The sequence below is a fragment of the Inquilinus sp. YAF38 genome, assembly GCF_052113205.1.
Lineage (GTDB): Bacteria > Pseudomonadota > Alphaproteobacteria > DSM-16000 > Inquilinaceae > Inquilinus.
In genome coordinates, this window is sequence record NZ_JBFRCU010000139.1 from 1 (window position 1) to 11834 (window position 11834).

The 11834-nt window shown below is 65.1% G+C and carries 16 protein-coding genes; 4 read left to right on the forward strand and 12 right to left on the reverse strand.

Annotated elements, in window-relative coordinates; translation table 11 throughout:
- Positions 1–187 (reverse strand): DUF6444 domain-containing protein (locus tag AB4Z01_RS34345; protein WP_441699399.1); only part of this gene is annotated, 187 nt, incomplete at its 3' end.
- 211 nt (positions 188–398) lie between these two features.
- Positions 399–1262 (reverse strand): hypothetical protein, encoded by an 864-nt coding sequence (locus AB4Z01_RS34350; RefSeq protein ID WP_441701079.1) that lies wholly within the window; start codon positions 1260–1262, stop codon positions 399–401.
- Positions 1263–1450: 188 nt separating this feature from the next.
- On the opposite strand from AB4Z01_RS34350, the gene guaA reads away from it, so the two are divergent.
- On the forward strand, positions 1451–3025 hold the full coding sequence (gene guaA / locus AB4Z01_RS34355; protein WP_441701080.1) for a glutamine-hydrolyzing GMP synthase: 1575 nt from the start codon (positions 1451–1453) through the stop codon (positions 3023–3025).
- Between the two features lie 388 nt (positions 3026–3413).
- Here the strand turns inward: guaA and AB4Z01_RS34360 are convergent, their stop codons facing one another.
- Positions 3414–4322, reverse strand: a complete 909-nt coding sequence (locus AB4Z01_RS34360) for a LysR family transcriptional regulator (RefSeq protein ID WP_441701082.1) — start codon at positions 4320–4322, stop codon at positions 3414–3416.
- A 208-nt stretch (positions 4323–4530) separates the two neighbouring features.
- Here AB4Z01_RS34360 and AB4Z01_RS34365 point away from each other — a divergent pair, with 208 nt between their 5' ends.
- The gene (locus AB4Z01_RS34365; RefSeq protein ID WP_441701084.1) at positions 4531–5232 is read left to right on the forward strand and encodes an alpha/beta fold hydrolase; all 702 of its coding nucleotides are present in this window, start codon (positions 4531–4533) and stop codon (positions 5230–5232) included.
- 151 nt (positions 5233–5383) lie between these two features.
- Here AB4Z01_RS34365 and AB4Z01_RS34370 read toward each other — a convergent pair whose 3' ends face one another.
- On the reverse strand, positions 5384–6223 hold the full coding sequence (locus tag AB4Z01_RS34370) for an AraC family transcriptional regulator (protein ID WP_441701086.1): 840 nt from the start codon (positions 6221–6223) through the stop codon (positions 5384–5386).
- A gap of 224 nt (positions 6224–6447) precedes the next feature.
- On the opposite strand from AB4Z01_RS34370, the gene AB4Z01_RS34375 reads away from it, so the two are divergent.
- Positions 6448–6777: a hypothetical protein gene (locus AB4Z01_RS34375; RefSeq protein WP_441701088.1), complete on the forward strand. Its 330-nt coding sequence runs from the start codon at positions 6448–6450 to the stop codon at positions 6775–6777.
- Positions 6778–6832: 55 nt separating this feature from the next.
- Here AB4Z01_RS34375 and AB4Z01_RS34380 read toward each other — a convergent pair whose 3' ends face one another.
- From AB4Z01_RS34380 to AB4Z01_RS34395, 4 genes are all read right to left on the reverse strand, one after another.
- Positions 6833–7258, reverse strand: a complete 426-nt coding sequence (locus AB4Z01_RS34380; RefSeq protein WP_441701090.1) for a type II toxin-antitoxin system VapC family toxin — start codon at positions 7256–7258, stop codon at positions 6833–6835.
- Positions 7258–7500 carry a type II toxin-antitoxin system Phd/YefM family antitoxin gene (locus tag AB4Z01_RS34385; RefSeq protein WP_441701092.1) on the reverse strand — a complete coding sequence of 81 codons (243 nt, stop codon included), beginning with the start codon at positions 7498–7500 and terminating at the stop codon, positions 7258–7260. The genes AB4Z01_RS34380 and AB4Z01_RS34385 overlap by 1 nt, the downstream gene beginning before the upstream one ends.
- A 139-nt stretch (positions 7501–7639) precedes the next feature.
- Positions 7640–8179 (reverse strand): hypothetical protein, encoded by a 540-nt coding sequence (locus AB4Z01_RS34390; protein WP_441701093.1) that lies wholly within the window; start codon positions 8177–8179, stop codon positions 7640–7642.
- 22 nt (positions 8180–8201) lie between these two features.
- Positions 8202–9518, reverse strand: coding sequence for a hypothetical protein (locus AB4Z01_RS34395; RefSeq protein WP_441701095.1), 1317 nt, complete (start codon positions 9516–9518; stop codon positions 8202–8204).
- Positions 9519–9571: 53 nt separating this feature from the next.
- Between AB4Z01_RS34395 and AB4Z01_RS34400 the strand changes: the two genes are divergently transcribed.
- The gene (locus tag AB4Z01_RS34400) at positions 9572–9676 is read left to right on the forward strand and encodes a GMP synthase (glutamine-hydrolyzing) (RefSeq protein WP_441701105.1); all 105 of its coding nucleotides are present in this window, start codon (positions 9572–9574) and stop codon (positions 9674–9676) included.
- Here the strand turns inward: AB4Z01_RS34400 and AB4Z01_RS34405 are convergent.
- The 4 genes from AB4Z01_RS34405 to AB4Z01_RS34420 all read right to left on the reverse strand — a co-directional run.
- Positions 9651–10079 (reverse strand): type II toxin-antitoxin system VapC family toxin, encoded by a 429-nt coding sequence (locus AB4Z01_RS34405; RefSeq protein WP_441701097.1) that lies wholly within the window; start codon positions 10077–10079, stop codon positions 9651–9653. The two genes, AB4Z01_RS34400 and AB4Z01_RS34405, sit on opposite strands and share 26 nt — an antisense overlap.
- The gene (locus AB4Z01_RS34410; RefSeq protein WP_441701099.1) at positions 10079–10381 is read right to left on the reverse strand and encodes a hypothetical protein; all 303 of its coding nucleotides are present in this window, start codon (positions 10379–10381) and stop codon (positions 10079–10081) included. Before AB4Z01_RS34410 ends, AB4Z01_RS34405 begins: the two co-directional genes overlap by 1 nt.
- Positions 10382–10444: 63 nt before the next feature.
- Positions 10445–11074 (reverse strand): Vgb family protein, encoded by a 630-nt coding sequence (locus AB4Z01_RS34415; RefSeq protein ID WP_441701101.1) that lies wholly within the window; start codon positions 11072–11074, stop codon positions 10445–10447.
- Between the two features lie 45 nt (positions 11075–11119).
- The coding region (locus AB4Z01_RS34420) for a hypothetical protein (protein WP_441701103.1) at positions 11120–11834 on the reverse strand (715 nt) is incomplete at its 5' end.

Here is an 11834-nt window from a genome sequence, read left to right on the forward strand (position 1 = left end):
TGCCCGGCCCATCGCTCGACGGCGGCTTGCTGCTATTGCTGCTATCCAGCCCAAGCCGACGTTCCAACTCGGCAACCCGCGCCGTCAGCACTGCGTTCTGCTGCTCCAGCATCCGGTTGCGCGCCTGCAACTCGCCAATTAGGGCCAGAAGACCTTCCTCGGACAACGATGGGGGTGGCGGCGTCATCCTTCCTTGACTCACAAACCTCCCAGATCGGTCAAGAGGTTAAGGTCCTCCTGGGCAGTTACGCGCAGCGAAGCAATCTAGGAGCCCCACGCATCGGCTCCTGGATTGCTTCGTCGGCTTCGCCTCCTCGCAATGACGACGAGGAGATGCAACGCCCGCTGCGATCCCTGTGAACTGACCCGAAATCATCCGGCTTGAGTGGCGGCAGCGCTCAACTGCTGTCGGGCGGGTCCTCATCGTCGTCATCGAGCGGAATGTCGAGGTCGTTCTCGATGTCGAAGCCGAGCGACYGGCAGAGGCGGATCACGGCGGTGCCGAAGCTTTCGGTATCGAGCAGCGTCTCGACATCGGGCTCCTGCATCCGGACCGCCAGCCCGGCCCGGATATCGGCGGCCACGGCGGGCGCGGCGAGGTCGTCGATGGCCTGCTCGATGCAGGCGGCGACCGCGGCCCGGCGGCGGGCGCGCTCGGCCCGGATCTCCTCCGGGCTGCCATCCGGCGGGCCTGGACGCGGCCGGCTGACGCGATGCGGCGCCCGGCGGTTCCACTTCTCGGCCAGGCCGAGGCCGCAGACCAGCCCGGCCACGACCGAGCCGACCGGGCGGTCTTCGACCGGATCCTCCTGATCGCCATAGAGGCCGGCGAAGGCCTGGGCGACCTGCAGGTCGAGGGCGGCGGCGCGGCCGCGGTCCTCGACATCGCCCCAGACCAGATGGTCGATCTCAGTCTCGACCTGCTCGCGATGGCGGGCGCGGCGCGCCTCGCGGCCGCCGTCGCGGGCGCACAGGTCCTGCACGGCGCGGGCACGCTGGGCCAGGGTCTGGCGCACCAGATGGGCGTAGCGGGCGAAGGCGAGACCGGGGTCTCCGGCCGCAGCCGGGGGCTGAGCCTCAGGGGCTTCCGCAACTGCGGCCGGAGGCTGAGACTCCGCGGCCTGGGCGGCGAGGGCGCGGGCGCCGGCCGCCTCGGCCAACTGCATGCCGATCTCGGCCAGGCGCGTGAGCATCTCGCATTGCTGCAGCGCGCAGCCGCGGCCATAGGCCTGGACATTGAAATCAGCAGGGATCTCCTTCATGGAACGTATCATGAACGAAGTGCGTGGGCGAGCGCAACGACACATTGTGTTTAGTTAATTTAGGGGCCGCGGCGTCACCGAATCGTCATCCGTGCATGGACGTTGCGCGCCCGGCGCGGGCCCCGTCGCTTGTCCTGCGGGCGGGGTGAGGGTAAAGCTCCGTCCCACCGCCCGACCCCGGAGTTGCCATGACCGCCCCGACCGCTACGCCGTCGCCGGACCGCATTCTCATTCTCGATTTCGGCAGCCAGGTCACCCAGCTGATCGCCCGCCGGGTCCGGGAATCCGGCGTCTATTGCGAGATCTGGCCGTTCAACCAGGCGGGCGATGACCGCATCCGGGCGTTCAACCCGCGCGGCATCATCCTGTCCGGCAGCCCGGCCTCGGTCACCGAGGAGGCATCGCCGCGCGCGCCGCAGCTGGTGTTCGAGCTCGGCCTGCCGGTGCTGGGCATCTGCTACGGCCAGCAGACCATGTGCGAGCAGCTGGGCGGCGCGGTGGAGGCGGGGCACCATCGCGAATTCGGCCGGGCCTGGCTTGACATCAAGGAGAACTGCACCCTGTTCGACGGCGCCTGGGCGGTCGGCGCGCGCGAGCAGGTGTGGATGAGCCATGGCGACCGCGTCACCCGGCTGCCGGACGGCTTCCGCATCGTCGCCACCAGCGAGAACGCGCCCTATGCCGCGATCGCCGACGATGCCCGCCGCTATTACGGCGTGCAGTTCCACCCCGAGGTGGTGCACACCCCGCATGGCGCGCAGCTGCTGCGCAACTTCACCCACCATGTCTGCGGCTGCGAAGGCAGCTGGACCATGGCCGCCTTCCGCGACGCCGAGATCGCCAAGATCCGCGCCCAGGTCGGCACCGGCCGCGTGATCTGCGGCCTGTCCGGCGGCGTCGACAGCGCCGTGGCGGCGGTGCTGATCCACGAGGCGATCGGCGACCAGCTGACCTGCATCTTCGTCGACACCGGGCTGATGCGCACGGGCGAGGCGGAGCAGGTGGTGTCGCTGTTCCGCGGCCACTACAACATCCCGCTGATCCATGTCGATGCGGCCGACCTGTTCCTCGGCCGGCTCGAGGGCGTCAGCGACCCGGAACAGAAGCGCAAGATCATCGGCGCCGCCTTCGTCGAGGTGTTCGACGCCGAGGCCGAGAAGATCGACGGCGCCCGCTTCCTGGCCCAGGGCACGCTGTATCCCGACGTGATCGAGAGCGTGTCCTTCACCGGCGGCCCGTCGGTGACGATCAAGAGCCACCACAATGTCGGCGGCCTGCCGGAGCGGATGAAGCTGGCCCTGGTCGAGCCGCTGCGCGAGCTGTTCAAGGACGAGGTCCGGGCGCTGGGCCGCGAGCTCGGCCTGCCCGAGACCTTCGTCGGCCGCCACCCCTTCCCGGGGCCGGGCCTGGGCATCCGCATCCCCGGCGCGGTCAGCCGCGACATGCTGGAGATCCTGCGCCAGGCCGACGTGATCTATCTCGAGGAGATCCGCCGCGCCGGCCTGTACGACGCGATCTGGCAGGCCTTCGCCGTGCTGCTGCCGGTGCGCACGGTCGGCGTGATGGGCGACGGCCGCACCTACGAATACGTCTGCGCGCTCAGGGCCGTGACCTCGACCGACGGCATGACCGCCGACTACTACCCGTTCGACCACGAGTTCCTGGGCCGGGTCTCGACCCGCATCGTCAACGAGGTCCGCGGCATCAACCGCGTCGTCTACGACATCACCTCGAAGCCGCCCGGGACGATCGAGTGGGAGTGAGGGGGAGCACTGTGGAGTAGTATCGGATAACGGAGGACACTCGGGCGCATCCTAGGCTGCCGATAATCTAAGCGACCCGCAGATCTGCCGCTCCGTCGGGCGTCTCCCCGCTCTTCGAACGGAGCCCATATGCCGCGCCACCCTCGTCGAGCTTTCCCAGCCTGACGGGTGCGAACCCGAGTTGTTTGGCCAAGGCCGCCACGGGAGCGATCGCGTCCTCGTCGTCGCTCGACGGAAAGACGACCCGATGCCCGCCCTCGACGACCGGATCGGCAGCCAGGGTGGCCGCAATCAGGTGATCGAACCCTTTCTCGCGGGACTGTCCTGATCGCGTGACTGACGGGCGGCAGGTCGCCGGTGGCGGAGCATCCCTGTCACGATCAATCCGTCAGCTCTGCGATCCCAAGTTCGAATTGACGCCGAGGGCCTCGACCAGAAAATCGATGAACAGGCGGACTCGCAGCGGGAGTTGGCGGCCGAACGGATGCAGGACGTGGACCGGCGTCGTGAACATCGGAATCTCCGGCAGCACTATACTCAAGCGGCGGGCGGCAAGATCATCTTCGATCGCAAGGCGCATGAACTGCGTGATGCCGACCCCCCTGACGGCCGCCTCGATCAACGACTGAGCATCGTCTGAATCGAAAGGACCATCGGGTAGGATCCGCGTGCCGTCGGCAAAGGTGAATGGTTGCGGCCGGCCCCCGAGCAGGTGGCGAAGGCAGGCGTGCCGCTTGAGATCATCGACCGCCTGCGGGATGCCCCGTCGCTGCAGGTACTTCGGCGATGCGCCCAGGACATAGTGCAGGACGCCCAACGACCGGCCGATCAAAGTCGTATCTTCCAGTTCCCCGATCCGGACCGCGATGTCGAAGCCTTCGCGGATCAGATCGATACGGCGGTCCGTGACACTGAGGTCGAGCTTGATGTCCGGATAGCGATCCAGGAACGAGCCGGCCCATGCCGAGATCAGGGGGCGGCCAAACGTCGTCGGCACGGTGACCCGGAGCACGCCGCGCACGTTACCCGGCACCTGCACGATGTCCTCGGCGTCCTCGATGGCACGCAGATGGGCGGCCACCTGCTCATAATACGCGGCGCCTTCGGACGTCGGGCTGAGCGTGCGCGTCGATCGCTGCAGAAGGCGCACGCCAAGCCGTTGTTCCAGGCGCGCGACGCTTTTCGATACGGCCGAAGGGCTGGCGCCGATCAGCCGGGCTGCGCCAGCGAAGGACCCGGCATCGACGGTTCGCACGAAGGCGAGCAGACCGGCCGTCTTTTCCAGAATCGTCGCCATTCGGGACGTCCATTCTCGAAAGAACGGAAAGGCTACCATCTATTCGGCGATCGATGACCGAATGATTGTGGTCAATGCAGGGAGCCGGGGGCGCCTTGCTCCGACCGCCTGACGCCGGGGCGGTCGTCGCCGACCCGATCGAGCAAGGGCCGAGCGGATAGCCAGAATTGGATCTTCAGTTTCATTCCGGACAAGCAAGGAGGGCAATGTGTCCACGCAAGCCAAACCAACCATCGTTTTCTGCCACGGCATCTGGGCTGACGGCTCGTGCTTCAGCAAGGTGATCCCGGCCTTGCAGGCCGACGGGCACGAGGTGATCGCGGTTCAATATGGCCTGGACTCGTTCGATGAGGACGTGGCGACGGTGAAGCGCACGCTCAACCGCGTCGGCAGCCCCGTCCTCCTCGTCGGTCATTCCTATGGCGGAGCCACCATCACGGCCGCGGGAGTCGATCAGCGTGTGGCGGGCCTCGTCTATATCGCGGCGGTCGCTCCCGATGCGGGCGAGACCGTGCAGAACCAGCTCGACAAGTATCCATCGGATATCTTCACTCGCGTCGAGGTCGCGGACGGGCGCGCATGGATGCTTCCGAACGGCACCGAGTTCTTTGCCGGAGACCTCTCCGAGGAAGACCAGAAGTTCGTCTGGGCCACCCATTATGCCCCGGTCTTCGATCTGTTCCACCAACAGAAGCTCAGCGCCGACGACATCGCGTGGCGGTCGAAGCCGAGCTGGTACGTTCTGGCGACGCAAGACCACACTGTGCATCCCGATCTGCAGCGCTGGGTCTCGAAGCGCATGGGAGCGACCGTCACCGAGGTGGTGAGCAGCCATGTTCCCATGCTTTCGCACCCGGACATTGTCATCAGCGTCATCCGCAAGGCCGCGGCCGCTGTTCAAAACGGCTGACGACAGCTGGTCACCGCGGGAGTGGAATGGGAGGGGCCGTCGCGAAGCGGTCTCTCTCACCCATGCGCTTTACGGCTGACGGTCTTTCGTCAGGCGCTATGCTGATGTCCGTGTGGCTTAAGGCTATCGAGTGGAGCGAGGTGCGAAGGCGCTACTTCAGCGGCAGAAACAGCTCCGCCACCGCCTCGTGCTCCGGCACCTCCGGGAAGAAGCTCAGCCGCTGGCAATAGATCGGGAACTCGCGGGCTTCCTCGCCGCTGGCCGGAAGCCAGTCGCGATACAGGTAGAGCGCGGCGGGCTCCAGATTGTCCGTGTTGCCGACGACGCGCAGCACCGCGCAGCGTCCGCCGGGGATCTCGCCGGCCTTGATCTCCTCGCCATTCGCCTGGATCGGTTGGTCCGTCCCGACACAAAGGTCCACGCTGTAGTCGGCAGGCGACGCCGGACGCCGCTCCGAACGCCAGACGTTGAAGGTCGGGCTTGTCTTCGGGTGCAGGCCGGCAGCCTTGCGCCAGGCGATGAAGCGCTGGATGGTGGCGCCGAGCGTCGCCGGGTCGCCCCGATGCTCCATGATCGCCACCGGCGTCGGCGGCACATCGCGGATCATCACGTCGTCCTGGGTGAAGGTCTTGTGCATCAGCTTGCTCCTCGCATTGTCGAGAGGCCCGAAGGCCGCAAGCCACGGCGCCCAGTCGGGAGACTTCCGGAACGACGATGGCGATTGCCCGAACCGTTGCCGAAAGGCGCGGGCGAAGGCATCCGCTGCGTCGTAACCGGCCTCCATCGCGATGTCGGTGATGCGTTCGTCGTCCCTGTAGGCCAGCCGGTATGACGCGCGCTTCATGCGGGCAAGCTGGACATAGCGATGCACGGACAGCCCGAAGGTCGCCGTGAACTGCCGGTGGAAATGAAACTTCGAGAAGGCTGCGACACCGCTCAGACCGTCGAGATCGAGATCGTCATCGAGGTGCTGCTCGATATACTCCAGCACTCGCTGCATCCGCTCATGATAGGTCCGAAGCGCTGCGGTCATTCGTCCTGGTCTCCGTGGCAGCTCAAGCTAGATCCCTCGGGCATCGTGGCGCTCCACCGATCTTGCGGTTCGGCATGGATCGACCGGAAACTTCCGGCGACCGCTTGCGGGGAGGCCTGATCCAGGGGTGAATGGCGAGATATCCCACTGGATCTTGTCCGAGCGAAGGGAAGGCCACGCTCATGTTCGACCTCAAATGGTCTGCATCCGAAAAGAAGATCGCGCGCCGCGCCTTTGAAGCCGCGCTCGATGTAGCACTTGCGAGGATTCTAGCGGAGTTCAAAGCCAAGGCTGCTCAGGCGACAACGCCGTCCGAGATGTGGGATGTCGAGGAGTATCTGCGCCGGCAGCGCAAGCATATCGATACGACATTCGACTATCGGTATTCGCAACTCACCTTCGTCTTCGCCGCCGTAATCCGCGAAGGCTATCTGGATGAAGGCAGCCTTGCCGGCCTGTCCGAAGACAAGCTGGACGATATTCGACACGTGCTGAGATTCGCGGAAGGTTGATCATGACGGTCCGTGGCGTGCCGGAGCGCGTCGAGGCGGCGACCCATAGACTGGGTTAAGACAGGAGCCGCGTCGGTATGCCGAGCAGTGGGCCAGCGTCGGCAAGCCGTTGGTCGAGCGTGTGCACCTTGGCGCCGTGCTCCGACGCGACGGCGAGATGGAGTGCATCACCGGCGCGCAGCCCAAGCGTATGCTGATCGACGAATGTCGCCGCAGTCCGGAAATGCCGGCCGGCGATCGGGAGGACGGTGAAGCTTTCCGCGACCAGCTTGTTGAACATGGCCAGCGCCGAGGCACGCTGATCCAGCGTGATCTGGCTGGTGCCAAGCTTGATCGCCAGGGCGGATGACAGCTCGGTGGTGGTCCAGTCGCTGACCAGCAGCTGCGCCGGATCCTGCGTCGCGAGCCAGCGCTGAACGACCGGCGTCGTCGCTCCGTTGGACAACGCTGCGACGATCAGCGACGTGTCGAGATAGAGCATCAGTAGTGGTCGCCATCCCGCATCGAACGCACCAGCTCGGCGGCGTCCTGTGCCTGGGCCGGCATGGTGGCCGCCAAGGCCTGGAGCGCGGCCAGATCGACCCGCTTGCGGGGGTTCGCCACGGCCGTCAATCTCGCCACCGGCTTGCCGCGCCGCGTGATGTCGATCGAATCCCCGGCTTCCACCCGATCGACCAGTTCGCTCAGATGCGCCTTGGCATCCGCCAGATTGACCGCGTCCATGCCACACTCCTGACCATGTAGATGGTCATATAGCTCGTGGCATGGGCAATTCCAGTAAGGAGAGATCGGCGAGACGAGCAGCGACTCACCTACGACTATGTCTTCGCCCTGCGCGCCGCGGCCTCGACCCGAATCGTGTTCAGCTTGATCCAGTCGGATTGCGGAGCGGCCATTCGGGGCGTTTGAGTTCCGCGCCTGCGCGCATGTCTCGAATGAAGTTCAATCTCTCGCCGACAAACTCCCTTATTATTGTTTGGTCGTCTTCGTTCGCTTCTCGACCTTCCATGTCGTTTGCGACGGTATCCAGAAAAAGCCGTAAGGCGTGCAGTGTCCCACTCGTCGCGACGAGATAACGAGCTATCGAGCGGCTGCCCTGATCGTCGAGCTCATAGATCGGAAATCGGTTTATTTCCTCGACTATCACCATCATGCTTAAGCCGGCCTGGCGGAGGGATAGAGGAAAAGGCAGAAAGTTCGCTGACGTGCGATGATAGCTTTCGATCGCCTCGTAGCCATGGGAAAGAAGACGCGCCGCCGCTTTTTTCAGTTGACGCTTGCGCCGCCAGACCAGAGCAAATGCCGTAAAGTAGGTAACGGCCAGAGCCAACATTGCACCGAGGAACTGCGCCCAACCAGCCAGTTTGTCATGAGCCTCAAACCACGTGACGATTGCGTACACTGAAACCTCCAGCCTCTTGGCTTTACGCGTCGTTCATCGTGCGTATCGTGAGCGATCGCGAATATCCTCCGGGGATGCCGCCTTGCCAAACGTGTGTTTCAAGATCTATCCGCCTCATCCCGACTTGGATATTGAAGCTGTCTGCGTTGATACCATCGATAATGGTGTGGTCAGGTTCACGGCCCATTGCTGTGAGTAGAAGGGTTAGACCTATCTCACGAAAACGACGTTCGGCATCGTCTCGTGCATCAGATGTATTTATATTTAGCTTGAGTTTGAGTTCGGTGGCGGTGTGTTCATTTCCGTTCAGGTAATAGGCTATGTTGTTCTTGTGGCCAAAGCCCTCGCCGATTTCCAGATAGTTCGAACCGGCAAACCACTCATCCTCGTGGGAGCGGTGATAGGGCCGTGTCGGTAATCCCTTTTCCTTGAGGAAGTCCTTCGCCAGATACGGCGACCAGCCACTCTCTGATGCTACCGCTGGCGGATTTGCTTCCCTTTGCGCTGATACTTGTATTTCGTGGTAGGAACGGCGTAATGCAGCGAGATTGGTGGGGTTGAAGCGTTGAACCGAGGCAACCCACCGCTGAAGTAGATCGAGCTTGGGGCCGAAAGCCAGTATCGCTTGCCACTTTGCCCGTTTTCGCAGTTTGGAGTCCGGGATTGCCCACATCAGACCGACGAAGCTGCGCTCATAGACGACGTAGACTACAAGGGCATAAAGGAACGGGAGGAAGAAAAGCGTCAACAGGATCGGCAGTCCAAACTCGCGAATGTTGTCGAGTGTAGCGAAGGCCTTCAGGTCAAGGGCTGTGCGATAAAAGCTATAGCCGAGATAACTCAAGCCGATGACGGCTAGCAGGCCTCCGGTGAGGCGCTTGACCTGAGCGTGTTCCGGTTTGCCGGCGGCGATGTGGATCGTACCGAGCAGGGTCAGCAGAGGAACCGCGATCAGTTCGACTGGCAGGCTGAATGAGTAGAACTCGACCATGAAGGTCAGCACGCCTGTGATCGCGAATGCCTCGCGAACAGCCTTCGTAAAGAATGTGCGGTCTTCGCTGACACGGTTGATGTCGAACATCGTCGCAAACGCAAACGAAAGTGCCCACAAGATCGTCGTTTTTAGGTTGGTCGTGGTCCAGATGCCTACATATGCGAAGACAACGACCCAAGCCGAGATGTATACCCCGGCCAACCCCAACGGGATAAGAATCAGGGGTTTGAAGAACATGCGCAGAAGGTCGATGAACGCCGCGCGTACACCGCGATTAAGCGCCGTCGCGCCGAGGAACAAGGCGAGCCAAATGTAACCCGCAATCTCGCGATTGCTGAAATCCATCAATAGAACAAACCACGAAAATCGGGATTGGTCCAGTCCGCACAATCATCGCTATCGTGCATCCGGGCCGGCGCGTCTTCTACGACATCACCTCGAAGCCGCCCGGGACGATCGAGTGGGAGGAGGGGCGCYTCAATCCGGTCCGCGGATCGGATTGATGACCGGAATGCCGTCGAAGTCGCGCTCGTTGTCGGTGACGACGGTGCAGTCGTTGGCTTCGGCGATCGCCGCGATGATGGTGTCCAGGCCGCTGCGTGGACGGCCCTTCGCCTTGCCATCCGCCATCAGCCGCGCCCAGACGAGCCCGGCCCGGTCGTCGAAGGGCAGCACCCGACCTGCAAACAGGGCTTGAGGCCCGTGCGGGCCCGAGAACCACGCATCGAGCTGGTCGCGCCTCTTGCCGGCCGGCTTTTCCAGCACGCCCCGGCGGATTTCGGCCAGGGTCAGCGAGGCGATGAAGAGATCGCCATCCGACTGCTCGGCCATCCACGCGATCAGCGACTGGGACGGGGCTGGCCTGGTGAAGTTGCTGATGATGTTGGTGTCGAGCAGATAGCGCATCAGAGATCGACCTTCCGTCCTTCCTCACGCGGACGGATCAGGTCGAGTTCGGAGCCGATGAGCGGCGATGCCATGAGCGCCTGGAGGATGCCGCCTTTCCTGGGCGGCTCCCCTCCAACCGCCTGATTGACGACGGCGCGGAGGCGATCGGAACCCGGCCCGCCTTCGGCGAGCCGGCGGGCCAGGGTTCGAACCAGGTCGCGATCGGCGTCCCGGCCCATCACCTCGAACCGGACCAGCCCTTTTTCCGCGAGCCGATTCCGGAAATTCGCAACGGCGCGACGCTGGGAAGGCTTGCTCATCTCGGGCTCCACTGTATATCCAGACTTATATCCAGAGTACGCGGAAGCCGCAAGGCGATGCGCTCACCCGCCCCGCTTCGGCCGCCGCACCGCCCGGACCGTCCCAGTCTTGCCGCCGCCGCAGAAGAACTGGTCGGCGCCGTCGGATTCGAGGCCGGACACGTTCACCCCGGCCGGCAGCTCCAGGCTCTCCAGCACCTCGCCCGATTGCGGGTCGATCCGGCGCAGCTCGCTCTCGTCGGCTTCCCAGGTGGCGTGCCACAGCTCGCCGTCGACCCAGCTGACGCCGGTGACGAAGCGGTTGGAGTCGATGGTGCGCAGCACCTTGCCGGTCTCGGGGTCGACCTGGTGGATCTTGCGCTCGCGGTGCTGCCCGACCCAGAGCGTGCCTTCGCCCCAGGCGAGGCCGGAATCGCCGCCGCCGCCGGGCGCCGGGATGGTGGCCAGCACGCGGCCGGTCGCCGGGTCGATCTTCTGGATCCGGCTCTCGGCGATCTGAAACAGGTGCCGGCCGTCGAAGGCCGTGCCCGCATGCGCCGCGACGTCGAGCGAGCGCGCCACCTTGCCGCTCTTCGGGTCCAGCGCGTTGAGCTTGTCGCCGGACGCGAACCAGACGTGCTCGCCGTCATAGGTGACGCCGGCCACCTCGTCGATGCCCGGGAACGGCCCGTATTCGCGGATGATGTCGGCCATGGGTCGCGCCTCCGTTCGGTGTCCTGGTGGTTTCATGGGGCCATCCTAGCCGTCGGGCAGCAGGGCCGGGAGTAACAAGGCGGTCGTGAAACCGGGCAGGGGCGGGGTCACCCAGCGGCGGGCCCGGCCCTGGCCGAAGAACTGCACCTTGCCCGCCTCCGCCAGCGCGTCGAGCGCCCGCTGCACGGTGCGCTGGCTGGCGCCCAGCGCCAGCGCCAGGGCCGAGCTGGACCAGGATTCGCCGTCGGCGAGAAAGGCCAGCACCGCCGCATGCCGCTCCTCGACCGGCCGGGCCAGCACCACGACGTCGCGGCCGTGGCGCGGCACCAGGGCGAAGCCCCGCGCCGTCGCGTGCAATTCCGCCAGCGGCCGCAGCGCCGCGCGCAGCCGCCCGATCTCGACCCGCAGCCGCGCCCGATGCGATTCATCGGCGAATTTCGCCCCGAAGGCCCGCTGCAGCAGCACGCCCCGCGGCACGTCGCCGGGCCAGGCCTCGGCCAGGGCGCGGGCCAGCGCGAACAGCACCGGGCGCCGGGCCAGCGGCACCACGGTGCCGGCCTCGCTGACGGCATGGCGGCAGGCATCCACCACCAGCGCCGGCGATTGCAGCAGCGCCTCGACCTCGGCGAGCAGCAGCGGGCGTTCTTCGCCGCGCGTGATCAGGCGCGCCGCCGGCGTGTCCAGCATGCGGGACGCGCTCTCGACCTCCGCCGCCAGCGCCGGGATCCGGGCGAGGCGGGCGGCGTGGCCGGCCCGGGCC

What these genes read in the sequence shown, in the direction of transcription:
- AB4Z01_RS34405 (WP_441701097.1), bottom strand. Translation starts at nt 10,079, where the DNA reads ATGCGCTATCTGCTCGACACCAACATCATCAGCAACTTCACCAGGCCA.
- AB4Z01_RS34395 (WP_441701095.1), bottom strand. Translation starts at nt 9,518, where the DNA reads ATGGATTTCAGCAATCGCGAGATTGCGGGTTACATTTGGCTCGCCTTG.
- AB4Z01_RS34375 (WP_441701088.1), top strand. Translation starts at nt 6,448, where the DNA reads ATGTTCGACCTCAAATGGTCTGCATCCGAAAAGAAGATCGCGCGCCGC.
- AB4Z01_RS34380 (WP_441701090.1), bottom strand. Translation starts at nt 7,258, where the DNA reads ATGCTCTATCTCGACACGTCGCTGATCGTCGCAGCGTTGTCCAACGGA.
- AB4Z01_RS34415 (WP_441701101.1), bottom strand. Translation starts at nt 11,074, where the DNA reads ATGGCCGACATCATCCGCGAATACGGGCCGTTCCCGGGCATCGACGAG.
- guaA (WP_441701080.1), top strand. Translation starts at nt 1,451, where the DNA reads ATGACCGCCCCGACCGCTACGCCGTCGCCGGACCGCATTCTCATTCTC.
- AB4Z01_RS34410 (WP_441701099.1), bottom strand. Translation starts at nt 10,381, where the DNA reads ATGAGCAAGCCTTCCCAGCGTCGCGCCGTTGCGAATTTCCGGAATCGG.
- AB4Z01_RS34385 (WP_441701092.1), bottom strand. Translation starts at nt 7,500, where the DNA reads ATGGACGCGGTCAATCTGGCGGATGCCAAGGCGCATCTGAGCGAACTG.
- AB4Z01_RS34360 (WP_441701082.1), bottom strand. Translation starts at nt 4,322, where the DNA reads ATGGCGACGATTCTGGAAAAGACGGCCGGTCTGCTCGCCTTCGTGCGA.